This window comes from Kribbella sp. NPDC020701 (genome assembly GCF_055562215.1).
This window is the reverse complement of the sequence record NZ_JBVHFT010000007.1, coordinates 182,886-204,109: the sequence shown is the minus strand read 5'-3', so window position 1 is coordinate 204,109 and position 21,224 is coordinate 182,886. Positions and strand designations below refer to the sequence as shown.

The window sequence follows — 21,224 nt, the reverse complement described above, 5'->3', positions numbered from 1 at the left end:
CATGAACAAACCGGGGCGGCTGGGTGGGGTAGGCAAGAAGCGGCCATCCACCGTGGTGACGATGGCCGACGTCGCGCGGACCGCGGGGGTCTCCACGATGACCGTGTCGAACGTGATCAACGGGCGGCCGCGGGTCGGTGCCGCGACGCGCGAGCGGGTGCTGGCCGCGATCAGCGACCTCGGCTACCAGGTCAACCTGGCCGCCCGGCACCTGCGCGCGGGCCGCACCGGAGTGGTCGGCCTCGCGGTCCCGGAGCTCGAGCGCCCGTACTTCGCCCAGCTGGCCGGCCGGCTCGCCGACCGGTTCGAGGCGCACGGGCTGCGGATCGTGATGGAGCGCACCGGCGCCAGCCGCGAGGGCGAGCTCGACGCGGTCGCCTTCTCCCGGCTGCGGATGTACGACGGTCTGATCCTCAGCGTGGTCGACATCGACCCGGCCGAGCTGACCCAGATGCACCCCGACGCACCGGTGGTGATGATCGGCGAGCGCGCGCTGCCGTCGCGTTTCGACCACGTGATGATGGACAATGTCGACGGCGCCCGGCAGGCGACCGCGCATCTGCTCGCGACCGGCGCCCGCCGTGTCGCCATGCTGGGCGGCAACCCGGAGTGGACCGCGAACATGCCGGCTCTGCGCGCCGAGGGCTACGCGCTTGCGCACACCGAGGCCGGCGTACCGATGGACCCCGAGCTGACGGTTCGGTGCAAGTTCACGCTGCAAGAGGGGTACGACGCGATCCGGTCGCTGCACGAGCGCGGGATCGGCTTCGACGCGGTGTTCGCGCTCACCGACGTAGTTGCCCTCGGCGCGCTTCGAGCGCTGGCCGATGCCGGACTGCGAGTGCCGGACGACGTCCAGGTGATCGGCTTCGACGACATCGACGAGGCGCCGTACCTGGTCCCGGCGCTGTCGAGCATCAATCCGGGACACGAGGAGATGGCCGACGCGATCGTCGCGCAGCTGATCGCCCAGATCAACGGCGGACCGACCGGCGAACCGCAGGAGCTGGTCGCGCCGGCGCGGCTGATCCTGCGCGGCACCACCAAACCTGTCGACTGAGACCACGGCCTACCTCGTCACGCAGCAGTGAGTTTGTTGCGCAGAGGTATATCGATAAACCTCGCCGGTGGCAAGACCTCGGCCCGGAACCGGTCCCTGGACGGTTGCCGGGCCGAGGGGGTCCCCGCCTAGTCGGCGAGCAGCTTGGCGATCTCCTTCAGCTGGTCGTCGCTGAGCGGACCGAGGGCCATCGCGCCGGCGTTCTCCTCGGCCTGAGAGACCGTCCGGAACCCAGGAATCGGCACCGTCCGCGGGCTCCGAGCCCACAGCCACGCCAGCGCGCCCTGCGCCAGCGTCCGCCCGTCGCTTTCGAGTACGTCGCGGATCGCCGACACCTTGTCCCACCACTCCGGCGCGGGTACGCCGCCCTCGTCGAAGAACCGGAGCCAGGATGGCGGCAGGGTGCGGATGTCCGCGCCGGTCGCCGGCCGATCCGCGTTCCGCCGGCCGAGGATGCCCATCCCCAGCGGCGTCCGGTTGATGCTCGCGAGGTCGGCCCGCTCGCACAGCGCGAAGAAGTCGGCAGCGTCGTGCAGAACGCTCGCCTCGTGCTGGATCGCCGCGCAGTGCTCGCCTTCGGCGAAGAGCTCGGCGCTGTGCAGTGTGTCCGTGCTCCAGGCGTAGCTGCGGATCAGCCCTTCCCGGACCAGGTCCTCGCACGCTTCGCGGAGTGGAAGCGCGATGTCGTCGGTCGTGTCGAAGTGCAATTGGTAGAGGTCGAGGTAGTCCGTGCCGAGCCGTTCGAGGGACGCCCGGACGGCCTTGTGCACATACTCGGGTGTCTTGTCCTGGTGATGCATGACCCGGGTCGACTCGTCGAAGGTGTTGCCCCACTTGGTCGCGATCACCACCTGGTCGCGCCGGCCCTCGAGCGCCTTGCCGAGAACGCGCTCGCTGTGGCCGGCGCCGTACACGTCCGCGGTGTCGAAGAACGTCACCCCGAGCTCGATCGCCCGCCGGATCGCCCGGACCGACTCGTCGTCGTCGACCTCGCCCCACCCCAGCGGCTCTCCGGCCGGATTGCTGAACGGACCGCCGATCGCCCAGCATCCGAACCCCACCGGGCTGACCTCGATCCCTACTCGTCCCAACCTGCGCATCTCCATGCCGTCAAGCCAATCAGCCCGCCTCTCATCCGGTCCAATGCATCTTTGTGGCGCTTTTGATGCATGCACTGCATGGATGTCGCTGCGGTTTACGGCTCAGTACCCGGTAGCTCGGGCGGCGAGGGCGTGGTTCATGGCGACGAACTGCGGCTTGATGGTGTTGTTCAGGATCGACCGGGTGAACGGGATCGCCACCCCGCGGAACTTCTCCTCCTGGATCAGCCGGGTACGCCCGTCCGGCAGAGCCTCGAGCCGGTACGAGTGCTCACCGTCGAAGATCCCGCCGGGTGGGACCTTGCCGACCCAGCGGAGCTCCTTGTTCGGCTCGACCGCGAGCAGCGTGGGCGTGAACTTGGTCTCGGCGCCCTTGGTGTCGCGGAGCACGTTGGTGATCTTGGCGCCCTTGGTCAGTTCACCGGTCGAGGAAATGATGAACGGGTTCCACTCCGGGTACGCCTGCCGATCCGTGAGTACCTTCCAGACCTGCTCGGGACTCGCGTCGATGTCGATCTCGGTGTGCAGGACGAACGGCCGCGCGATTGTGTACGTCGTGTAGCCGGCCAGCAGCACCACGACAGCGGCGACAACGGCCAGTACCTTGCGGGACTTCTTGATCTTGCGGGACTTCTTGGGTGACTCCAGCTTCATGACTGCTCCGGATCAGGTCCGAGGGTGCTGTGCACCAGCTCCCTCACATAGGCAGAAGTGATCGGCTCGCCGGTGATGAGGAGCCGGTAGTACAGCGGTCCGACCGTCTGGTCGACCAAAACTGCGGGGGCGGCATGGCAGGGCACGAGACCATCGGCCTGGGCTTGCGCGACGACTGCGGTGACAGCGGCGTGCCGCTCACCCCAGAGGCCGCGCACGCTCTCACCGACCCGCGGCTCCCGGGCTGCAGCCGCAGCGAGGTCCGCGATCAGGGTGGTTGGTATACCGTTCAGCGTCTCGGCGATCCCGGTCACCAGCTCGGTGAGATCGCGTCGCGGGTCGCCGCTCGGTGCGAACGGTACGGCGGAGCGCAGGCCGGCGATCATCGCGATCACCAGCTCGGCCTTGGTCGGCCAGCGCCGATAGATCGTGGTCTTCGCGACCCCGGCCCGTTCCGCGACCCGGTCGACCGACATTCCGTCGTACCCGCCGGCCCGCATCTCGGCCATGGCGGCCTGCAGCACTCGTCCCTCCACCCCGGCATCCCGCGGCCGCCCACGTCCCACCATCGTCGCTCCTTTTCGCTACTGTGGTGTCGAAAAGAACTGTACAGCCATTTACGCAACTGCGGTAGCGGAAAAGATCACTGCCACGAACTGTCAGGTTTTGCTGTGACCGTAGACGGGTGACCCAACGACACAAGCTGCTGTTGCCGGCAGCCTTCATCACGTCCCTCGGAAACAACATCCAGCTGATCGGCGCCGCGCTGCTGCTCGTCCGCGCGCAGGGGTCGATGCTGGACGTCGGCTGGCTGTTCATCGCGGTCGCCGTACCGCAGGCAGTGCTCTCGCCGTATTTCGGTCGCCTCGCGGACCGCTTCGATCGGCGCCGGCTGTGGATCGGGTGTGATGTGCTGAGCGCGGTCGCGGCACTGTGCCTCCCGATCGGGCTGGCGCTCGGCGGGCCGCAACAGGCGCTCGTGTACGCGAGCAACTTCGCGCTCGCGGTCATCGCCGCGCTCTTCGTGCCGACCAGTGCGGCTCTGGTCCGCGAGCGGGTGCCGGGCTCGGAGCTCCGGCGCTTCAACGGGCACTACGAGATCGCGCTGCAGTGCGGGATGTTGCTATCGGCATCGGTCGGCGGATTCGCCTTGCAGTACTTCGGTTCCACGCCACTGTTCGTGTTCAACGCGACGACGTTCGTTGCCTCGGCGCTCTTCGTTGCCGCGGCCGGCCCACGCCGCCGTCCCGCCGAGCCGGCCGTCCCGGCCGCGACCGAGTCGGCTGGATCGACTGGGTGGGTCACCGGGGCTGCACTGCCGTTGGCGCCGCTTGCGCTGCTCTTCGGGCAGGGGCTTGTGGTGGTGACGGTGTTCAACGCGTTGTTGCCGGTGCTGCTCGTCGGTGAGTGGCACCGTGGTCCGGCGATCCTCGGGATCGTGGATGCGGTCGGAGGCGCCGGATTCTTGCTGGCTGCGATCGCGTATCGGCGGAGCGCCGTACGGTTCGGCGATCTTCGGGTCGCGCTGGCGGGGTTCCTGGTGTGCAACGTATTGCTCCTGCTGCAGCCGCTCTTCGGGGTGGGTGCGCTGATGGGGCTGGTGCTCGTCGGGGCGTTCGTCTTCGGGCAGGCTCGGATCGCGACGCGGTCGTTGCTGATGACCTCGGTCGACGAGTCGCGGGTCGGGCACGCGTTCGGCGTCGCCAACGGGTACGGGCTCGCCGCCACGGTCGTCGTCATGCTGGTGACCTCGGTGGTCACCGGGCGGACGGACACCCGGTACGGCTTCGCGACCCTCGTCACGATCAGCGTGCCGGCCGCCGTACTGGCCGCGCTCTGGATCAGGCGGTCAGCCTCCTCCCGGCCGGCCGCTCAGCTCGAAGCAACAGGACTTATATAAGTGCTGTTATGATTCCGCCATGGACGATCCGACCGAGCAGAGTCAGTGGCGGGGCCTGCACCAGTTGCAGGCGCGGATGGACGCCGAGATCGGGCGCATCTACACCGATCGGCAGATCAAGGGACTGAAGCCGAGCTACGTGATGGAGCTGCTCCGGCTGCACGCCAAAGGTCCGATGACGATCACCGAGCTGGCCGAGTCGGTCGGCCGGACGCATTCGGCGCTCAGCCAGAAGGTGTCGGCGATGCGGACCGCAGGGCTGGTGCGGACCGTGCCGGGGACCGATGCCCGGAGCAAGAAGGTCGCGCTGACCGCGAAGGCGAAGAAGATCGTCGAGCTGCTCGCGGCCGAGTGGCGGGCCACCGAGGCGGCGATCACCGAACTGGAGGCAGAGCTCCCGTACCCGATGACGCAAGTCGTCCGGGATGTCGAAGAAGCGCTGGCGCGGAAGAGCTTCCACGACCGGATCGCCGAGAAATTACAAGAGCTCGGCGCACCGAAGTGAAGGGGGCGCTCGGCGTACGGCGGGCGTTGATCGACCTCGAGCCGTTGCGGGCCTCGCCGGTGTTCCGGCGGCTGTGGTTCGGTCAGGTGCTGTCGACGTTCGGTGGGCAGTTGGCGTTTGTCGCAGTGATGTTCCAGGTGTGGGACCAGACGCAGAGCACCGCGTGGACCGGTGCGGTCGGGTTGTCGCAGGCGGTGCCGTTGATCCTGCTCGGGCTGTTCGCGGGGGCGGCCGTTGATCGGTTCGAGCGGCGTCGGTTCTACCTGATCACCACGTGCGGGCAGTTGATCACGTCGGCCGTGATGGCGAGTCAGCTGGTGATCGGTTCGGTGCCCGTCGGCGTACTGCTCGGGCTCGTCGCCATGCAGGCGTCGTTCGCGGCCGCGGCCGGGCCGGTCGCGCGGACCGTTCTGCCGCAACTGCTGCCGCGGGAGCTCCTCGCCGCCGGGATCGCGCTCAACCGGATCGCGTTCCAGGGGGCGATGCTTCTGGGACCGGCGATCGGTGGTCTGGTGGTGGGCGCTTGGGGTACGGGCGCCTGTTACCTGATCGACTGTCTCAGTTTCCTCGCCGCGCTGTACGGCGTACTCGGGCTGCCTCATCTCCGGGTCGAGGCTGTCGTGAAGGCCGGATTGCGGGGAGTGTGGGAAGGGCTGGCGTTCGTCGGGTCGACACCGGTGATCCGTGGTGCGTTGATCACCGATCTCGCGGCGACTGTGCTGTCGATGCCGGTCAGCCTGTTTCCGGTGATCAATGCGGAACGGTTCGGCAACGATCCGCGGACGCTCGGGTTGTTCCTGACCGCGATCGCGGTGGGTGGGGTCACCGCGTCGTTGCTATCCGGCACGTTCACCCGGCTGCCGCGACATGGAGTGGTGATGCTGGCGGGGTCGGCGGGGTGGGGGATCGCGCTGGCGCTGTTCGCGTTCTCGCCCGCGCCGTGGCTGGCGTTGGTGTTTCTGGCCGTGGCCGGCGCTGCGGACACCGTGGCGGTCGTCTCGCGGAGCACGATCGTCCAGCTGCACACGCCGAGCGAACTGCTCGGCCGGGTCAGCGCCGCTGAGCAGATCGTCGGCCAGGCCGGCCCCGACCTCGGCAACCTCCGCGGCGGCCTGGTCGCCCAGCTCACCTCGCCCGTCACCGCCCTCGCCTCAGGCGCCCTGCTCTGCGTAGCCGCCGTAGCAACAGTCGCCGCCACCACCCCCGGTCTGCGAACCTCCGAGGTACCTAACGACAGGAGGTAGTCCGGCTTGCCAGGCGGTCTTCCGTCTGAGCTGCTCGACCGGGGCCGCCGCTGGCCCACTACCTCCTGTCCTCAGGCTCACAGAGCGACGGTGCGGAAGCCGGTGTTGCCCATGGAGGACTCGGGGGTGTTGGAGGAGCGGGCGGAGTTGCGGTAGCGGTTGCAGTAGGAGTCGTGGCAGAGGTAGGAGCCGCCACGCATCACCCGGGCCGCGCCGAGGGACGGGCCCTGGGGGTCGGCGTCGGGGGAGAACTTGTAGTACCGCGGGCCGAACCAGTCCGCGCACCACTCCCACACGTTGCCGACCGTCTGCCACAGGCCATACCCGTTCGGCGCGAAACTGTGCACCGGCGCGGTGGTGAGGTACCCGTCCTCTTCGGTGTTCGTCCGGGGGAACACGCCTTGCCAGATGTTGCAGCGCCACTCACCGTCGTCGCCGAGCAGGTCGTCGCCCCACGGATAGCGCGCACTCTCGAGACCGCCGCGGGACGCGAACTCCCACTCGGCCTCGGTCGGCAGGCGACGACCGGCCCACCGGCAGTAGGCGACGGCGTCGTTCCAGCTCACGTGTACGACAGGGTGGTCGTCGAGCCCGTCCAGATCCGACCGTGATCCACCCGGATGCCGCCAGTCGGCTCCGCGTACGCCGGCCCACCACGGCGTACCCGATGCCGGGCCCATCACCTCATCCGGCTCCGCCTGCAACGCCAGGTGGAACACCGCGGAGAACCCGAAGGTCTCCGCCTCCGTCCGATACCCGGTCCCGTCGACGAACCGCGCGAAGTCCGCATTCGTCACGCTCGTCGCGTCAATACTGAATGCAGCGACCCGAACCCGATGCGTCGGCGTCTCACCGTCACCAGGGTTGCCGTCCCCGGTGCCGTCGCCCATCACAAACTCGCCGTCCCCAACCACCACCTGCTGAACCCGATGCGCTGCGGCGGGGCGCGCGTCCTGCATGGCCCCGGCATCCGCCGCCGCTCCCGCGTCCCGCGCCGGCTGGGCGTCCGGCGTGGGCGCGGAGGCCGCCGGTCTCGCCGGTGCGCAGCAGGACGGGTGCTCGTCGGTCATGCCCCCAGGATCTCAACTCAGCCAGTCCGCACATCATCCGGGCTGAGGGGAGATCGGTCAGCTGAGGGTCGGGGGGCCTTGCTCTATCCGGCGGAGGACTGGGTCGAGGCGGTAGAAGTCTGTGCCGGTGATCAGTTGGCGTTCGTCCCACCAGGTGGCGCCGGCTTCGGCGAGCGGCTCGATCAGTGCGCGCGAGCGAGCCGGGTCCGCGGGGCTGATGCCGCCGACGATCACGTCGTACGGCGTGGTCCGGTCGCCGCGCTGCTCACGGAGGAAGGCCATCAGGTCACGCAGCTCGTTGACGGGTGGGGCCTCGCCGTGGTTGGCGTTCTTGAACAGCGGTACGGCGCCGTCCCAGCGCGCGGCCCGTCGCATCGGCGCCTTCCGCGGCCAGTAGCCGGCGATCCACACCGGCGGCCGCGGTTGCTGAGCGGTTGCCGGCAGCAACGTAACGTCGTCGACGCGGTAGTGCTTGCCGTCATGATCGACCGTCGAACCGGACCAGTACGCCGCCAGCAGGTCGAGGCCCTCGTCCAGTTTCTCGGCCAGCACCTTCGGATCCGTCTCGTCGCCGAAGCTGCCGAACTCGTCCTCGATCGGCCCGCCGAGCCCGGCACCGAAGATCACCCGCCCGCCGCTCATCGCGTCGAGCGTCGCGACCTGCCGCGCCAACTGCTCGGGTCGCCGCCGCGCCACCGGCGTCACCAACGGGCCCAGCTTGATCCGCGACGTCGCCAGTGCGGCCGCGGTCATCAGCATCCACGGATCACCGAACGCCTGCCCGGGCCGCCGCTCCTTGCTGTGCACGACGTGGTCCCACACGAACAGCCCGTCCCACCCCGCCTCCTCGGCCGCGGCGGCTACCCGCGCGACCGTGTGAGCGTCGGCGAAGTCTCCGAAGTTCGGCACGTTGATCGAGAAGCGCATGCCCGCAATCCTCACTCATCGAGACGCAGTTCGACGAACGGAATAGTGTCGCCGGGCAGCAGGTACGTCTCGACCTCGACGAACCCGTGCGCCCTGGCGAACCGCAGTCCGTCCTCGTTGGAGGCGAGGATGTGCGTCTCCACCCCCGCAGTGCTCAACTCCCGCGCACGGGCAAGGCAGCGCTGGTAGATCGCCTCCCCGAATCCACGGCGCCGGTACTCCGGCAGCACCCGAGCGATCACCGTCGCCGCGGTGGTGTCCTCCGACGGCGGCCGTACGGTCGAGTTGCCCACCAGGAGATCGCCGTCGTACGCGACCTCGAGGACGTTGCGGCCGGCTCGCTCCCGGATCTCGTCCACCGACAACGGTGCGGTCGGGATGATCTCGTTGTGGACGCGCTGCCAGTCCAGCAGGGTGGAGTCGTCCTGCATGGTGTTGTCGTCCTGCATGGTGTTGTCGTCCTGCACCGGCACGATCCGAAGCCCAGGCATCACCTCGGCATAGTAGCGTCCGGGGTGTGCGCATTCTCTTTGTCGGTAACAGTTTCACGGCGCGGAACAACCTGCCTGGTTTGCTGAAGGGTCTGGCGGGAGCCCGGGGGATCGACCTCGAGCACAAGCTGATCTCCGCGGGCGGCGCGTCGCTCCGGCAGCACCTCAACGCCGGGGCAGCACTCGAAGCGATCGCGTCCGGCGGCTTCGACACCGTCGTACTGCAGGAGCAGAGCACGCTCCCGATCAAAAGCCCGGCGCGGTTCCGGGAGAGCGCTCGCGACTTCGACGCCGCGATCAAACCGGCCGGCGCCCGGACCGCCCTCTACGAGACGTGGGCGCGACGGAACGCTCCGGAAACCCAGAGAGCGCTCACCGACGCGTACGCCGGGAGCGCGGTGGAGCTCGGCGCGACGCTCGTACCCGTCGGAATGGTCTGGGAGCGATTCCTGGCCGATCACGATGAGCCGGTGCTGCACGACGCGGACAACAGCCACCCCGCACCGGCCGGCAGCTACCTCGCGGCGTGCGTGTTCCTGATCGCGCTCCTGAACGAGGACCCGGTCGGCATCGACGTACCGGTGAAGGGCCTCGACGCCGACACCTCGGCTCTCCTTCGTCAGGCAGCCTGGGACATCTGCTCCGGGTTGGCGTCCGCCGGATAGACCACCGCGCTGTGGTCCGGAAATCGCGGCAACATGTTGCCTAACCGTGCGTCTCCGCGGGCCTCGGACCGACGGTATACCAGCCACTCCTGCTCAGCCGGGGCATCGACTTCACCGACGAGGCCGGGCGCAAGTCCCTGCTGGACACGCCTGAGGCGATCGGCGTGTTCCAGGACCTGGCCGATCTGATGTACAAGCACCGGGTCGCGCCGACCCCGGCCCAGCTCGGCAACAACGCACCCAGTACGTCCACGACAACCCGACCAAGGTCGATCTGTTCAGCTCCGGTCTGTGGATGCCGCTGGAGAAGCGGTACTACACGGACCAGCAGGACATCGACGTCTGGACCAAGAACGACGCGCACCCGGCGGAGTACAAGACCGCCGCGATCGACTACACGGTCAACAACTCGGCGCCGTACTTCTACCAGAAGCTGCGCAACATCGAGGCGATCGACAAGGTGCTGACGCCGGCGATCCAGGTCATCCAGCAGGGCAAGACCCCGGCCGCGGAGGTGCTCAAGCCCTTGGCCGCCAAACTGAACGGCGGCCTGCTGCAAGGCACCTACCCGGTCAACGGCAGCTGATGAGCACAGCAACGCAGACGGAGACGGTGCCGTCCCAGCGGACGATGCCGACCCGGCCAGGTCGCCCGACAGAACTCGGCCGGTCGGAGGCACGCTGGGGATGGTTGCTCGCGATGCCGGCGATTCTGGGCTTCCTGATCTTCACGATCGGGCCGATGGTCGCCTCGCTGTTCTTCAGCCTGACGGACTGGCGGATCGGGGCGCCGGCCCGGTTCGTTGGCTTCGGCAACTATGACCGGCTGGCGCACGACCACCTGTTCTGGAAGTCGTTGAACGTCACCACCTACTACACCCTCGGCGTCGTACCGTTGACGCTGCTGGTCGGATTCGCCGTGGCGATCCTGGTCAACCAGGGCGTGCGCGGGCGGTCAGCGTGGCGGACGATCTACTACCTGCCGACGCTCGTACCGGCGGTGGCGAGCTCGGTGCTGTGGATCTGGATCTTCAACCCCGACTTCGGATTGCTGAACAGCCTCCTCCGGCAAGGCGGGCTGCCGACGTCGACCTGGATCTACGGCGAACGGAGCGCCGTACCGTCGCTGATCCTGATGAGCACCTGGGGATTCGGCAACACGATGGTGATCTTCCTGGCCGGGTTGCAGGGGGTGCCGCGGCAGCTGTACGAGGCGGTCGCGATCGACGGCGGCGGGACGTGGGCGCGGTTCCGGCATGTGACGTTGCCGTTCATGACGCCGGTGATCTTCTACAACCTGGTGACCGGGGTGATCGGGACGTTCCAGGTGTTCAACCAGGCCTACATCATGACGCAAGGCGGGCCGAACAACGCGACCGAGTTCTACATCTACTACCTCTACACGAAGGCGTTCACCGACAGCGAGATCGGGTACGCGAGCGCACTCGCCTGGGTGTTGTTCGTCGTGGTCCTGGTCATCACCGTGCTGTTGTTCCGGAACGCGCGCCGATGGGTGTACTACGAGATGGGAGCCGCCCGATGACGCGTCTGGAGGTCATCCGCCGTACCGCGGTCTGGGTGCTGCTCGCGGCCGGCAGCCTCGTGATGCTCATGCCGTTGGCCTGGCTGGTGCGCAGCGCGCTGATGGACGACAACCAGATCTTCGTCTCGCCACCGGAATGGATCCCGCGTCCGTTCGCATGGGGGAACTTCAGCGGTGCGCTCGGGTCGCAACCGTTCGCGCGCTACTTCCTGAACACGATGATCATCGAGGTGCTGGTCGTCACCGGGACCGTGCTGACCTGCGCGCTGGCGGCGTTCGCCTTCTCCCGGCTCCGGTGGCGCGGCCGCAACCTGATCTTCGGCCTGCTGCTGACCGGCGTGATGCTGCCGTACGCCGTGACGCTGATCCCCACGTTCGTGATGTGGGGTTCGGTCGGGGCGCTGGACACCTTCGTCCCGTTGACCGTGCCCGCTTGGTTCGCCGGCGCGGGTGGCGGGGTGTTCAACATCTTCCTGTTCCGGCAGTTCTTCCTGACCATCCCGTACGAGCTGGACGAGGCGGCGTACATCGACGGCGCAACGCCGTGGAAGGTCTTCTGGGGCGTGATCATGCCGCTGTCGAGACCGGTCATCGTCGTCGTGGTGATCTTCACCTTCATCGGCGTCTGGAACGACTTCCTGGGTCCGCTCCTCTACCTGACCGACGACAGCAAGTTCACGTTGGCGCTGGGCCTGGCAGGATTCCAATCCAGCTACACAGCCCAATGGGGCTTCCTGATGGCCGCCTCCCTGGTAGTCATCCTCCCCATCATCCTCATCTTCTTCGTCCTCCAGCGTTACTTCGTAGAAGGCGTAACCCTCACCGGCGTAAAGGGCTAAGGCCACCGCCGTCGGCGGCGGCTGTTCTCTCGCGGCGCCTTCGGTGCTGGTCCGCGGAGTGGTGGCGGGTGCGCTGGTCGGCGAGCGCCACGCGGACACGCGCGAAGGTGATCAGCCCAGTGGTTTGTCGCCTATGAACCGGGCTGCGTACCTAAGAACGGGAGGTGGTCCGGTTCTGGGCGGTTGGCTTGGCCGAGTCACGCTCAGCCGGGGATATACGTAGACGACTACGTCCCGTTCTTAGGTACGCCGATCAGCGCAGGGTGGTGCCGTGGGTGCGGGTGAGCAGGTAGAGGTCGGCGCGGGTGGCGAGAGATTCTCAGTCGCCGAGTGGGTGAGGCCCTCGTCGAACCACTCGTGCCAGGTGTCTGGGCTGTGCCCTGGCTGGTTCTTGGGCCGATTCGCCGATTGCAAAGACTCGCCGTGATCTGGCCGGTTTGCTGCTTGCCGACGGCATCCATGACAGCCGCAACCGAAGCGCGGGTAAACTCCACACGACGCCTCGCTGGCTCTTCCCGCTGCGCCGACGGGAAGACCAGCCGCCGAGACGGCGGGGCGGGTCCGTGCGGCGGGGTGAGTGGTTCAGGTGATGGGGACGCCGTCTTCGCAGAGTGTTGTCACGCCCTTGTGAGCTGCGTCGATTGCGGCGGAGATGCGGTCGGCCAGGATCGGTTTCAGCAGCCTTCTTGCTTGCTTCAGCGAGTAGAAGCCGGCAGATACGATCTCGCCGTCGGCCGGCACGAACCTCGCCACGTCGTTCTCGTTGAGCACACCGCCGTCGGATACGAACATCACGCCTTCTGGTCGGAAATCCTGCGGCCGGACGTAGTCGACCACAAGCAGTCGGCCCGTTGGTCGGTCGATTCCGAGCTCTTCGACCAGCTGCCGGGCCGCTGTGCACCACGGCGATTCGTTGGCTTCGACAGCCCCGCCCGGGATCTCCCAATTCGGTTTGTATGAAGGCTCGACCAAGAGGATCTGATCTGACCGATCACGGAACAACAGACCAGCAGCCATCCGCTTTCGAGCCAGCCCGGCAACGTACTGCTCTACTGGTAGAACCGCGGTCGACCGCGACGATGAAGATCCGGTCACCCCGGACACCTTAGTCGAGCCATCGGGTCTGTCCCTTTCGCAATAGCTGCAGGGCTCTTTCAGTTCGCGTCAGAAAGGCACCACCTCCTCTGCGGCTGGCCCTCAAATTGTCGCCTACGAGTCGGGTTGCGTACCTAAGAACAGGAGGTGGTCCGGTTCTGGGTGCTGGGCTGGGCGGATTCACGCTCAGCCCGGGGTATGCGTAGACGACTACGTCCTGTTCTTAGGTACGCCCTTAGGTACGCCAGTCAGCGCACCGCGGTTTCTGTGGCTGGGGAGGTGGAGGTCGGCGCGGGTGGCGAGAGATTCCCAGTCGCCGAATGGGTGAGGCCCCATCGAATCATTCGTGCGGCGGTTTGGACTGGTGCCAGGTGTCTGGGCTGTGCTCGCCGAGCGCGGCGCTCCTGATCACCGGTGGGCGACTGCCACCGAAGGTGGCCGAAGGAACTGCCGCGGCCGGAGGCCGTGCCGTGGGTGTGCGTGGTCGGGTGTTTGCGTTGCATCGCCGACTGCAGTAGTCCGCAATGCATGTGGCGACTGCCACCGGAGGCGGCCGGAATGGCAGCCGCGGCCTGAGGCCGTGTCCTTTGGGCGAGGCTGTGTTTGAGGGCTTGTTGTTTTACTTGGCGTCGTGGAAGACGAGGCCTAGGGTGTGGCGTTGGCCGGTGTGGATGGGGGAGACGCCGTGGCGGACGGGAGAGGCTGACCAGCCTCGGGTGGAGGGGACGGGGCGGTCTCGGGTGGTGAAGACGAGGCCGTGGCCTTGGGGGATGAGGGTTGCGGTACCGCGGGATTGGGCTCGGGGGCGTTGCTCGACGAGGAGGAACTCGCCGCCGGTGTGGTCGACGCCGGGGTCGTTGAGGTTGATGACGACCTGCAGGGGGAAGACCTTGTCGCCGTACAGGTCTCGGTGCAGGGCGTTCCAGTCGCCCGCGCTGTAGCGCAGGAGGATCGGGGTCGGGCGGGGCTGCCCGGCGCGGTGGCAGATCTCGAGCCACTCGTCGAGCGTGTCCGGCCACTCCGCCTCACGACCGAGCTTCAAGTACCAATCACGGGCTATCGGCAACAATCGCGGATAGAGCGCCTGCCGTAACGCCTCGACGGCCTCGGGGAACGGCCGGTCGAAGTACCGGTACTGGCCTTCGCCGAACCGATGCCGGGCCATGTCGATCGTGGCGCGGAAGTGCTCGACCTCGTCGTACAGGGCCGCGATCCGCGCCGCCTCCGCCGGCGTGAGCAGGCGGGGCAGCAGTGCGCACCCGAGGTCGTTCACCTCGGCGGTCACGGCGTCCCAGTCGGCTTTGGCCACTCGCTGCGCGTATCTGTCCATACAGAGGGAACGGATCAGCCCGCCGGCGTGTGAGTCCAGCACGCGAGACACCGGACGGACCCTATCTCGATCCGGCCGACTGGTACGTCGTCGCCGCGAACGTGCTCGGTGGTTGCCAGGGGACCACCGGCCCGTCGAGCGACGCGCCGGAGGGGCGGCCGTGGGGGAGCAGGTTCCCGGCGATCACCGTCCGGGACCAGGTCACCGCCGAAGCCGCGCTGACCGATGCCTTGGGCCGTGCACACTGTCACCTCGCCGTACGGTCACGACGGCTTCCTCATCGAGCTCGACCAGGTAGGTGACCTGATCGCCAGGTCGCTGGCTCGGGTCAGCTCGGCTTGACGACCTCGAAGCGGAAGTTCATGGCTTCGGCCGTGAGGAGTTCGAGCTTGGTTGGCTCGACGCCGGGGCTGTCGTAGAAGCGGACGCCCTCGCCGAGCAGAATCGGGACGATGTGCAGGACGATCTGGTCGACCAGTCCTGCTTCCAGAGCCAGCCGGGGCACCGCGCCGCCGGTGACGACGAGGTTCTTGCCATCCGCCGCCTTCAGGCCGCCGGCGACCACGTCGCGGATGTCGCCGGACACATAGGTGAACTCCGGGATCGGGTTGGTCGCTGGGTCTTTGTGCGTGTAGATCAGGACCGGTCCGGTCCAGGAACCGCCGTACGGCCGGTTCTCGCCGACGGCCTCCACGAGCCGGCCGCCGCACAGGAAGGCGCCCGTGGTCCGGATGACCTCGGCGGCTAGTTCGGATGGCTCGGTCGAACCGAAACTCCAGTCCAGTTGGTCGTCCCGGTCGCCGATGAAGCCGTCGAGGGACATGGTCATGTGCCAGATCACTGTGCCGGTCATGACTCACACCTTGCCCGGATCAGACGTATGCGTCTAACGCCAATCTGAGGTGGGAAGTATAGATAGCATCGATGCATGCTTGATCTGGTTCGGCTGCGGGTGCTGGCTGCGGTTGCCGCGCACGGTTCGGTGACCGCGGCGGCCGACGCGCTGCACTACACCCAGCCCACCGTCAGTCACCACCTCGCCCGCCTGGAGGCGGCGACCGGCGCGAAGCTGGTCCAGCGCGTCGGGCGTGGCATCCGGCTCACGCCCGAAGGTGAGGTGCTCGCGCGCCGGGCGGTCGAGATCATCGGCCGGGTCGACGCGGCCGACGCCGAACTCGCGGAGCTGGTCGGTCTGCGGTCCGGCCGGGTCCGGGTCGGGGCGTTCAGCTCGGCGTTGAGCGTCCTGGTGCCACCGGCCGCCGCCGAGCTGCGCCGGGAACATCCGAATCTCGAGCTCGAGCTGTCCGATGTCCACCCGAACGTCGCGACGCGGGCCTTGCGCGCGGGCGAGATCGACCTGGCGATCCTGTTCCGGTACGACGACGACCTCCCGGCCGACGGTCTTCGGTACACGCACCTGCTCGACGACCCGGTGCACCTGTTGAGCCGCCGTACCGGGGAGTCCCTCTCCGACCATCGCGACTCGGCGTGGATCGCGGGGTGCGTGAACTGCCGGCAAGAGCTGCTCCAGCACTGCGAAAACGCCGGATTCACGCCGAATATCGCATACACCAGCGACGACATCATCGTGAAGCAGGCTCTGGTCGCGGCCGGTCTCGGAGTCACGACCATGCCCGGCCTGGCCCTGCGATCCCATCACCTCGAGGGCGTGCAGACCACCGAGCTGCCCATCGTCCGCCGGATCTACCTCGCGACGTACGGCGAACCTCCGGACCCCCCGGCCACGGCGGCCCTCATCGAGGCGCTGTGTTGAGCGGGGGCCCGATGGGCACTAGTAGCGCATGCGGGAGCGCCTGGAGTCGCGGTACAACCAAATCTGGACAATTGCCGTAGGGCTGCTGGCTGTCCTCGGGGTGGCCGCCGCGCCGCTGTTCCTCAGCCTGACGACGAATCTGATCGCCTTCCTGGCTTCGGCGTTCGTGGCCGGAGCGATCTGCCTCAGCGTGGGATTGTCGTACGAGCGCCCGACGGCAGAGCTGATCCACATCGTGCCTCGCTGGGCCGGCCGCGGTGGCCTGACGGCGCTGGCGATCAGCGGGTACGCCGCAGCCGCGGGACTGAACACGCTCATCCTGCTCGGGCTGATCATCGCCTCCTCCCCGCCGGTGGTCGCTCGCGTGCGGTCCGCCCGGCCGGCCGAATCCACGAAACCTGCCGGCGGCAAGCGATCGGTCACGGCACGGGCCCCCCGGACGCGACCCGACACGGCGCAGCCACCGCTCATCGACTTCCCGGTTCGTCCATATCTGTTCGCCGTACGGCAGACTCTCGCTGAACTGACCGACGCGGAGCTCTGTCTGGCCTGGCGGCGCAGCTTCCGGCAACTGCAGGTGGCGGCCGGAGGCGAGCGTCGGATCGTGATGGCGGACGTCCGCCGCGCGTACCTCGACGAACTCGAGCGGCGCCGGCCCGCGGCGTTCGCGGCATGGCTCGAGTCCGGCGCGCGGGCCGCCGGCAATCCGGGCAAGTTCTTCATCCCTCACACCAACTGAACACTGTGCGCAGGTCCGCGCCGATCAGCTCGACCGCGTGCCGGCCGGCGGACAGTACGGCGGGGAAGTTGAGGAATGCGTGCATTGTGTCGGCGTACTCGACCAACCGCGCCGGTACGCCGTCCCGCGCGAGCCGGCCGGCATAGGTACGAGCGTCGTCGCGCAGTGGATCACGTCCGGCCGCGAGGACCAGCGCGGGCGGGAGACCGGCGAAGGTTTCGGCCCTGAGTGGCACGGCGGCAGCGGGCAGCTCGCCCTCGGGGAAGTACTGCGCGACGGACCACCGACCGGAGGCGATGCTGAGGAAGGTGCCGTCGAACAGCCGGTACGACTCGGTGTCCTGGTCGACGTCGAGGCTCGGGTAGCAGAGGATCTGGCGGTCGGGGAGCGCCGTACCCTCGTCCCGCGCGAGCAGGCAGGCGCCGGCGGCGAGTGCGGCACCCGCACTCTGCCCGCCGACCGCGATCCGGCCGTCGCCATTCAGCTCGAAGGCGTGTTCGCGGAGCCAGTCGAGGGTGTCCCGGACGTCGTGAAGCCCAGCTGGATAAGGGTTTTCGGGTGCGACGCGATAGTTGAGTGAGACAACGATGACGTTGCCCGCGGCAGCGATCCCGGACGTCGCGTTCTCGATGTCGCGGAGGTCGCCGCCGATGAAGCCGCCGCCGTGCAGCCACAGGACGATCGGTCGAGGCTCGTGGTTGATCCGGTAGACCCGAGCGTGCAGGGTGCGGCCCGGCAGGTCGATGGTGAGATCGTCGGCGCTGGTGCGCGGGTCACGCTCGCCGGCCAGCTCGGGATCGGGGAGTTCCTCGCGGTCCAGCAAGAGGGCCTGATAGGGATCGAGGTCCGGCCCGTCGGGTTGGTTCGCGAAGTACTTCAGGAGTGCGTCGGTCTCGGCCCCGAACTCCGGGCTGGCGACGATCTCGGGCGTCATGCGGACACCGGCGCGGGCTGGAGGTGACGGGCCGCGTGACCGAAGACGACGCCGTCCGGAGGAGTGGAGGCGTACTCGGCGAGAGCGCCGATGCCGCCGTCGAACCCGCCGCCCGTCGACGGGTCCGCCCACGACTTCTCGTCGTACTGCTCGATCTCGGCGAGCAGGGCAGCGCCGACGCTGTCGAACCGGTGCCGGAGCAGATCCGACGGGAGGTGGCGACCGGCCTCGACCCCGCCGACGTTGAGAGCGCGGCCGATCTCGGCGGTCTCCCAGCGCGGGTCGAGACTCCAGTGGAGACGACCCGCCTTGGCGTCGCGGAGTACGGCAAGAGTGATCTCGTCCCACATCAGGATGTGCGCGATCAGGTCATGCAAGGAGTCGCAGAAGTCGCCGAGTGGTCCGGCCGTCACCCGGTACGGCGCTCGCAGCTCAGCCTCGGTCCGTCCGTCGACCCAGCTCAACAGCAGGTCCTGGTCGACCCGGATCAACCGGGCCGCCTCGACCGGAGAAGTCATCGGTGTACGCATGTCCCGAATCAACCAGTTCCCGCGTCGCACCCGCCGTGGATTGAAGAAAGTCTTCAATCCACCCGGCTCGCGCGGTACTGCGCCATCTTGGCGCGGGCGCCGCACAGGTTCATCGAGCACCAGCGACGTCGGCCGGCCCGGCTCTCATCGACGAACAGCAGGGAACAGTCGTCGGCGGCGCAGGTCCGGATCCGGTCCGCGAGTGGCCCGGTGAGGAGGTCGATCGCATCGCGCGCCAGCACACTGAGGAGGTTGGCGGCGTCGGTCGTGATGGGCTCGGCGCGAAGGTCGCGGGTCAGGCGGGGACCGGGGAGCGGCCGGGCGCTCCACCGGTTGACCACGTCGACGTCTTCGGCGAGCGGCGTACCCGCGAGGAGGCGGTAGAGCGCTTCCCGGAGAACCAGGGCCTGGGTGAACGTGCGTCCTGAGACCGTCACGGACTGGTCGGTGAGGCCGGCGTCGCGGAACCAACGGCTCAGGTCGGCGGCGGCCGGGATCCGCTCGATCGGGGTCTGCAGCCGCTTGCCGAGCGTCGCGGTGAAGTCGACCGACGAGCGACCGCCGACCCAGGTGAAGCGCGTCGTCATGATCGGTAGTCTATCATCGCTGTTACCAGATAAACCGGTAACCGAGGAGTGGGGCTGTGAAGATCGCGATCATCGGGGCGGGTGGCGTGGGCGGATACTTCGGTGCCCGTTTGGCCGCGGCCGGGCAGGACGTCAGCTTTGTTGCGCGCGGCAAACACCTGGAGGCGCTGCAGTCCCAGGGACTGGTGGTGCGGAGCCCGGGCGGTGACCTGGAGCTCCCGGTGCGGGCGACCGCGAACCCGGCCGGGCTCGGTGCCGTCGACTACGTGCTCGTCAGTGTGAAGACGTGGCAGCTGCCCGAGGTGATCACCACGATGGCCCCGCTGGTCGGCGCGAGTACGGCGATCGTCACCGTGCAGAACGGCGTCGAGGCGCCGGACCAGGTGGCGGAGGTGTACGGCCGGGCGGCGGTTCTGCCCGGAGCGGCGGAGGTGATCGCGTACGTCGACGGGCCGGGGATCATCCGCCATCTCGGCAACGGCAAGTTGAGCTTCGCCGAGTGGGACAACCAGCCGTCATCTCGTACCGACCAACTGCGTGAGGCTTTCGTCGACGCCGGACTGCAAGCGGCCGTCCCGGATGACATCTGGGCGGCGCTGTGGACCAAGTTCCTGTCGGTCGTCCCGAGTGGCGGCCTCGGTGCAGCGAGCGGCGTCGGGTACGGCGTACTCCGGTCGAGGCCCGGTACGCGCCGGCTCCTCACCGAGGCCACCACCGAGATCCGCGACGTGGCCCTCGCGCGAGGGATCGCTCTTGCCGAGGACGTCGTACCGCGGACCCTTGCCTGGATCGACCAGCTTCCCGCCGACGGGACGACGTCACTCCAACGGGACCTGATCGCCGGTCGACCGTCCGAGCTGGACGCCTGGACCGGTGCGGTGGTCCGCCTCGGCGCCGACGCCGGCGTCCCCACCCCGGTCAACACGTTCCTCTACGAGCTGGCGGCCGCCCGAGCGGCCGCCAGCTGATCCGTCAGTGGTCGACGCGAGCGCGGAGACGAAAGCCTGACCGGACCACTTTCCGGCCGGCGCCGCGCTCACCGGACAGCGCGGCGCCGGCGCCTGACCTGGTCGATCACGATCAGCACGACGCCGATCGCGGCCGGTCCGAAGAACGACCCGAGAGTCCGCACGAGCGGCCCCACAAACATGTCCGCGGACTGCCGCTGGCCGACGAAGTAGCTCGTGTTCTGATCGGTGCACACCACCTGCACCGTCTGTGCCGGCACCCGCTCCACCGAGTGAGCCACCACGTAGTACAGGTCGCCCGCGTCGTCCCACTGCTCGTGACGGGACGGCACCTCCAACGCAATCTCGTTGCCGCTCGCATCCTTCGCCGTACAACTCTGCACCGCATCCCGGTCCGTCGAAAAGATCGTCAGCCCCACCCGCTCCAACCCCACCGGCCGCCCATCCACCCGCGCCGGCGACCCCGGAATGTTCCCCAGAAGTTGCACCATGAAGAACCCACTGACCACCAGCCCCACCACGACAATCCCAGCTCCGATGATCGTCAGAACGGGTCGTGAGTTCTTTTGTGCGGGCCGTGGTGCCTGGGCCGGATAGCTCGTCATCCGAGAACAGTAGTGTTCACAAGCGTCGTGGGGCCCGTTTCAGTTCGCCGATCACCACGTCGAGACCGAGATACTCGAGCAGCATGTACTTGAGGTTCGTGCCCTCGATCAGCTGGATCCGACCGTGCTCGGCGCTCGGCGGCGCGTCTGGTCCAGATCAGTCGTCCGCGAGGCGTTGGAGGAGGTGGATGAGGGTTGATTGTTCGGTGGGGGTCAGGCGGGTTAGTTGGGTGGCCATGGCTTCGCGGCGGTTTTGGCGGAGGGTGGTGAGGATCTGGGTGCCGGCGGCGGTGAGGGTGACCAGGGTGGCGCGGCGGTCGTTGGGATCGGGCCGGCGGGCGAGCAGGCCGGCGGACTCGAGGTCGTCGACGACCGAGGTGGCTGAGCGAGGGACGATGCCCAACTGGGCGGCCAGTTCGCTCAGGCGCAGCGGCCGCTCGGCGCGGTCGAGAGTACGGAGCACGCGGAACTGGCCGTGGGTGACGGTGTCGCCCAAGCCCTCCCTGGACGCGCGCCGCTGGCGGCGGACAATCCCGTCGAGCAAAGCCGCAATCTGTTCCGCGGCATCATCCGGAGCGTGCATGCGCAGAGCCTAGTTGCAGGTCAGCCGGAGGGGCGGCACGTGGCGGCCGCGGCGACAGACGTCCGTGAGCGGGAAGAAAACA

General features: G+C 68.1%; 26 protein-coding genes. 11 read left to right on the top strand and 15 right to left on the bottom strand.

The window, feature by feature from the left end; translation table 11 throughout:
- Position 1: 1 nt before the first annotated feature.
- A complete protein-coding gene (locus ACZ3HV_RS18780; RefSeq protein WP_465685929.1) occupies positions 2-1,060 on the top strand; it encodes a LacI family DNA-binding transcriptional regulator in 1,059 nt (352 codons plus the stop codon).
- A 128-nt stretch (positions 1,061-1,188) separates the two neighbouring features.
- On the opposite strand, the gene ACZ3HV_RS18775 is transcribed toward ACZ3HV_RS18780, so the two are convergent.
- The 3 genes from ACZ3HV_RS18775 to ACZ3HV_RS18765 all read right to left on the bottom strand — a co-directional run bounded on the left by ACZ3HV_RS18775 (position 1,189) and on the right by ACZ3HV_RS18765 (position 3,383).
- Entirely contained in the window at positions 1,189-2,166 is a 978-nt protein-coding gene (locus ACZ3HV_RS18775; RefSeq protein ID WP_465685927.1) for an aldo/keto reductase, read from the bottom strand.
- Between the two features lie 96 nt (positions 2,167-2,262).
- Positions 2,263-2,814, bottom strand: a complete 552-nt coding sequence (locus ACZ3HV_RS18770; protein WP_465685925.1) for an SRPBCC family protein — start codon at positions 2,812-2,814, stop codon at positions 2,263-2,265.
- Positions 2,811-3,383, bottom strand: coding sequence for a TetR/AcrR family transcriptional regulator (locus ACZ3HV_RS18765; protein WP_465685923.1), 573 nt, complete (start codon positions 3,381-3,383; stop codon positions 2,811-2,813). The genes ACZ3HV_RS18770 and ACZ3HV_RS18765 overlap by 4 nt, the downstream gene beginning before the upstream one ends.
- Positions 3,384-3,499: 116 nt before the next feature.
- On the opposite strand from ACZ3HV_RS18765, the gene ACZ3HV_RS18760 reads away from it, so the two are divergent.
- Genes ACZ3HV_RS18760 through ACZ3HV_RS18750 form a run of 3 tightly spaced genes read left to right on the top strand, consistent with a single transcriptional unit; the run spans position 3,500 to position 6,463 of the window.
- Complete coding sequence (locus ACZ3HV_RS18760; RefSeq protein ID WP_465685921.1) at positions 3,500-4,714, top strand: MFS transporter; 1,215 nt, start codon at positions 3,500-3,502, stop codon at positions 4,712-4,714.
- A 19-nt stretch (positions 4,715-4,733) separates the two neighbouring features.
- Positions 4,734-5,219 (top strand): MarR family winged helix-turn-helix transcriptional regulator, encoded by a 486-nt coding sequence (locus ACZ3HV_RS18755; RefSeq protein WP_465685919.1) that lies wholly within the window; start codon positions 4,734-4,736, stop codon positions 5,217-5,219.
- Positions 5,216-6,463, top strand: coding sequence for an MFS transporter (locus ACZ3HV_RS18750; RefSeq protein ID WP_465685917.1), 1,248 nt, complete (start codon positions 5,216-5,218; stop codon positions 6,461-6,463). The genes ACZ3HV_RS18755 and ACZ3HV_RS18750 overlap by 4 nt, the downstream gene beginning before the upstream one ends.
- A 77-nt stretch (positions 6,464-6,540) precedes the next feature.
- On the opposite strand, the gene ACZ3HV_RS18745 is transcribed toward ACZ3HV_RS18750, so the two are convergent.
- From ACZ3HV_RS18745 to ACZ3HV_RS18735, 3 genes are read right to left on the bottom strand one after another with little or no spacing between them, the layout of a single operon-like run.
- Complete coding sequence (locus ACZ3HV_RS18745) at positions 6,541-7,533, bottom strand: formylglycine-generating enzyme family protein (RefSeq protein ID WP_465685915.1); 993 nt, start codon at positions 7,531-7,533, stop codon at positions 6,541-6,543.
- A 57-nt stretch (positions 7,534-7,590) separates the two neighbouring features.
- A complete protein-coding gene (locus tag ACZ3HV_RS18740; protein ID WP_465685913.1) occupies positions 7,591-8,460 on the bottom strand; it encodes an LLM class flavin-dependent oxidoreductase in 870 nt (289 codons plus the stop codon).
- Positions 8,461-8,471: 11 nt separating this feature from the next.
- Positions 8,472-8,951, bottom strand: a complete 480-nt coding sequence (locus ACZ3HV_RS18735) for a GNAT family N-acetyltransferase (protein ID WP_465685911.1) — start codon at positions 8,949-8,951, stop codon at positions 8,472-8,474.
- Between the two features lie 26 nt (positions 8,952-8,977).
- On the opposite strand from ACZ3HV_RS18735, the gene ACZ3HV_RS18730 reads away from it, so the two are divergent.
- From ACZ3HV_RS18730 to ACZ3HV_RS18715, 4 genes are all read left to right on the top strand, one after another.
- Positions 8,978-9,616: a hypothetical protein gene (locus tag ACZ3HV_RS18730; RefSeq protein ID WP_465685909.1), complete on the top strand. Its 639-nt coding sequence runs from the start codon at positions 8,978-8,980 to the stop codon at positions 9,614-9,616.
- Between the two features lie 295 nt (positions 9,617-9,911).
- The gene (locus tag ACZ3HV_RS18725) at positions 9,912-10,202 is read left to right on the top strand and encodes a hypothetical protein (RefSeq protein WP_465685907.1); all 291 of its coding nucleotides are present in this window, start codon (positions 9,912-9,914) and stop codon (positions 10,200-10,202) included.
- The gene (locus ACZ3HV_RS18720; RefSeq protein ID WP_465685905.1) at positions 10,202-11,158 is read left to right on the top strand and encodes a carbohydrate ABC transporter permease; all 957 of its coding nucleotides are present in this window, start codon (positions 10,202-10,204) and stop codon (positions 11,156-11,158) included. Before ACZ3HV_RS18725 ends, ACZ3HV_RS18720 begins: the two co-directional genes overlap by 1 nt.
- Positions 11,155-11,997 carry a carbohydrate ABC transporter permease gene (locus tag ACZ3HV_RS18715; RefSeq protein WP_465685903.1) on the top strand — a complete coding sequence of 281 codons (843 nt, stop codon included), beginning with the start codon at positions 11,155-11,157 and terminating at the stop codon, positions 11,995-11,997. Before ACZ3HV_RS18720 ends, ACZ3HV_RS18715 begins: the two co-directional genes overlap by 4 nt.
- Before the next feature lie 582 nt (positions 11,998-12,579).
- Here ACZ3HV_RS18715 and ACZ3HV_RS18710 read toward each other — a convergent pair.
- From ACZ3HV_RS18710 to ACZ3HV_RS18695, 4 genes are all read right to left on the bottom strand, one after another.
- Positions 12,580-13,092, bottom strand: a complete 513-nt coding sequence (locus ACZ3HV_RS18710; protein WP_465685901.1) for an NUDIX domain-containing protein — start codon at positions 13,090-13,092, stop codon at positions 12,580-12,582.
- Positions 13,093-13,711: 619 nt separating this feature from the next.
- Entirely contained in the window at positions 13,712-14,473 is a 762-nt protein-coding gene (locus ACZ3HV_RS18705; protein WP_465685899.1) for a 2OG-Fe(II) oxygenase, read from the bottom strand.
- A 10-nt stretch (positions 14,474-14,483) separates the two neighbouring features.
- Positions 14,484-14,627: a hypothetical protein gene (locus ACZ3HV_RS18700; RefSeq protein WP_465685897.1), complete on the bottom strand. Its 144-nt coding sequence runs from the start codon at positions 14,625-14,627 to the stop codon at positions 14,484-14,486.
- 123 nt (positions 14,628-14,750) lie between these two features.
- Entirely contained in the window at positions 14,751-15,275 is a 525-nt protein-coding gene (locus tag ACZ3HV_RS18695; RefSeq protein ID WP_465685895.1) for a dihydrofolate reductase family protein, read from the bottom strand.
- A gap of 75 nt (positions 15,276-15,350) precedes the next feature.
- On the opposite strand from ACZ3HV_RS18695, the gene ACZ3HV_RS18690 reads away from it, so the two are divergent.
- Positions 15,351-16,196, top strand: coding sequence for a LysR family transcriptional regulator (locus tag ACZ3HV_RS18690; protein WP_465685894.1), 846 nt, complete (start codon positions 15,351-15,353; stop codon positions 16,194-16,196).
- 28 nt (positions 16,197-16,224) lie between these two features.
- Positions 16,225-16,935, top strand: a complete 711-nt coding sequence (locus tag ACZ3HV_RS18685) for a hypothetical protein (protein WP_465685892.1) — start codon at positions 16,225-16,227, stop codon at positions 16,933-16,935.
- On the opposite strand, the gene ACZ3HV_RS18680 is transcribed toward ACZ3HV_RS18685, so the two are convergent.
- Genes ACZ3HV_RS18680 through ACZ3HV_RS18670 form a run of 3 tightly spaced genes read right to left on the bottom strand, consistent with a single transcriptional unit; the run spans position 16,916 to position 18,986 of the window.
- Complete coding sequence (locus ACZ3HV_RS18680; protein ID WP_465685890.1) at positions 16,916-17,869, bottom strand: alpha/beta hydrolase; 954 nt, start codon at positions 17,867-17,869, stop codon at positions 16,916-16,918. The two genes, ACZ3HV_RS18685 and ACZ3HV_RS18680, sit on opposite strands and share 20 nt — an antisense overlap.
- Positions 17,866-18,399, bottom strand: coding sequence for a DinB family protein (locus ACZ3HV_RS18675; RefSeq protein ID WP_465685888.1), 534 nt, complete (start codon positions 18,397-18,399; stop codon positions 17,866-17,868). The genes ACZ3HV_RS18680 and ACZ3HV_RS18675 overlap by 4 nt, the downstream gene beginning before the upstream one ends.
- Before the next feature lie 53 nt (positions 18,400-18,452).
- Positions 18,453-18,986 carry a CGNR zinc finger domain-containing protein gene (locus tag ACZ3HV_RS18670; RefSeq protein WP_465685886.1) on the bottom strand — a complete coding sequence of 178 codons (534 nt, stop codon included), beginning with the start codon at positions 18,984-18,986 and terminating at the stop codon, positions 18,453-18,455.
- 56 nt (positions 18,987-19,042) lie between these two features.
- Here ACZ3HV_RS18670 and ACZ3HV_RS18665 point away from each other — a divergent pair, with 56 nt between their 5' ends.
- Positions 19,043-19,954, top strand: a complete 912-nt coding sequence (locus tag ACZ3HV_RS18665) for a 2-dehydropantoate 2-reductase (RefSeq protein ID WP_465685884.1) — start codon at positions 19,043-19,045, stop codon at positions 19,952-19,954.
- Between the two features lie 68 nt (positions 19,955-20,022).
- Here the strand turns inward: ACZ3HV_RS18665 and ACZ3HV_RS18660 are convergent, their stop codons facing one another.
- Positions 20,023-20,559: a hypothetical protein gene (locus ACZ3HV_RS18660; RefSeq protein WP_465685882.1), complete on the bottom strand. Its 537-nt coding sequence runs from the start codon at positions 20,557-20,559 to the stop codon at positions 20,023-20,025.
- Positions 20,560-20,716: 157 nt separating this feature from the next.
- Positions 20,717-21,142: a MarR family winged helix-turn-helix transcriptional regulator gene (locus ACZ3HV_RS18655; protein ID WP_465685880.1), complete on the bottom strand. Its 426-nt coding sequence runs from the start codon at positions 21,140-21,142 to the stop codon at positions 20,717-20,719.
- Positions 21,143-21,224 lie beyond the last annotated feature (82 nt).